Genomic DNA, 1,516 nt, shown 5'->3' with positions numbered 1-1,516 from the left:
CTGTTTCACCACCGCCGCGGTGTCCTGCCGGTCGATGGGGTCGTGGCGATCTGTCCGGTGCCAGAGCTGCCCAGCGATGAACGGCCTGTCCGAGGTGGACGCACCGACTGGGCCCGGCGGGTTGTCTGCAAGCTCGAATGCGAACTGCTCGTCGCATTTGGTGTGCTCGATTGCGACAACGAGTTGCCGATCGTCGAGGCCACCGGTGTGCTGATGGGCGCGTTGCGACGATGCGAGGCCGATTCGGCGGTAGTCGAGGACCTGCTGCGCGCGACGCCGACCTGGATCGTGGCTGGCAAACGGGACTGGCTCGTCGGCGTCAAGCGGGTCACCGAACTGGCGGACACGGTGTGGGCCGAATGCGTCCTCGTCGACGACGCCGGCCACGACCTGATCAACACCCATACCCGGATCGCCGCCGGCGCGGTGGTCGCCGCACTACAAGCAGCACACGACCAGACGTTGTTCCGGGGCCCTTGATGCTCGCCACACCCCTTCCCGCCCAGGTCTTGTCGCCTCTGACGCAACTGGTGAATTGGCTGGCCTGGGTCGTGTTGCTGGTCTGTATCGCCCGCGCGACCTGGGCCGGAGGCCAGCTGGCTATCCGGATCTACCGCGAAGAAGCCATCGAAGGCTTTCTCGGCTCGTTGGTCGCAGCGGCCCTGCTCGGCTCGGCCAGCGCACTCGCGATCGCCATCCTGCCCACCTGACTCCCCAGGACACCACGATGCCCCACCCTCAGTCACATCCTCACAGTCACGGCGCTGTCGCCGCGGGCATGCTCGCAGCACTGCTGACCGTCGCCACCGGCTGCGCAAGCGCCGACACCGACCGCACAACAACAAATCCCACGAGTGCGGCGCCCCTCGCTCCCAGCGCAGTAAGTTGGCGGACCTGGCAGGGCATCGAGCTGCCCGTCGCGGCGCAAGGCCCACGCCTGATCGAAGGCGCGGTCGCCTCGGACTTCGACCGCTCCCCACCTGGAGCCGCACTCACCGCCATCCACGCCACCGTCAGGATGTCGCTGGCCCCAGACGGGCAATGGTCGCAGGTCGGACAGCGCATGCTCGCCCCCGGCCCCGGTCGCGACAAATGGGCGACAGCGCGTGCGCAGGTCTCGATCATCGGCCCGGCGTCGGACTGGGTGCCCATCATCCTCGGCTACGTCGTCGCCGCGTACACCGACACCGAAGCGCGAGTCGAAACCTACTGCGCCTACGCGGATCGCTCGGTCACCCGTAACACCGCCACCGTCGTCTGGGCTGCCGACGGATGGCGTCTGCTCCTGCCCGATCCGGTGACCGAAAGCCTCGTCACCGCTGTCGATTCCGTACCGGTCGACATGATCCCCTTGATTCGTCCCTAAGGACTCCTCGTGATGCGTTCGCTGCGCCTGCTCCTCACCTTGTTCACCATCATCGCCTCGATCGTGGTCGTCGTTTTCATCGTGACCATCGCCGACGACGACCAGCCCGACGGCCCACAGCCTCCACGCGTCAACACCTGTCTCTTATAC

At 66.8% G+C, this 1,516-nt stretch carries 3 protein-coding genes; all 3 read left to right on the top strand.

Annotated elements, in window-relative coordinates; genetic code table 11:
• A partial coding sequence (locus ACFWPJ_RS32565) for a hypothetical protein (protein WP_378857327.1) occupies positions 1–480 on the top strand: 480 nt, incomplete at its 5' end.
• Positions 480–710 carry a hypothetical protein gene (locus ACFWPJ_RS32560; protein WP_378857325.1) on the top strand — a complete coding sequence of 77 codons (231 nt, stop codon included), beginning with the start codon at positions 480–482 and terminating at the stop codon, positions 708–710. The genes ACFWPJ_RS32565 and ACFWPJ_RS32560, both read left to right, overlap by 1 nt.
• Before the next feature lie 17 nt (positions 711–727).
• On the top strand, positions 728–1,366 hold the full coding sequence (locus ACFWPJ_RS32555; RefSeq protein WP_378857323.1) for a hypothetical protein: 639 nt from the start codon (positions 728–730) through the stop codon (positions 1,364–1,366).
• Positions 1,367–1,516: the final 150 nt, after the last annotated feature.

This window comes from Nocardia sp. NPDC058497, assembly GCF_042720195.1.
Classification (GTDB): domain Bacteria; phylum Actinomycetota; class Actinomycetes; order Mycobacteriales; family Mycobacteriaceae; genus Nocardia.
Note: the sequence above shows the minus strand (reverse complement) of the source record. Positions and strands in the feature narration are given on the sequence as shown.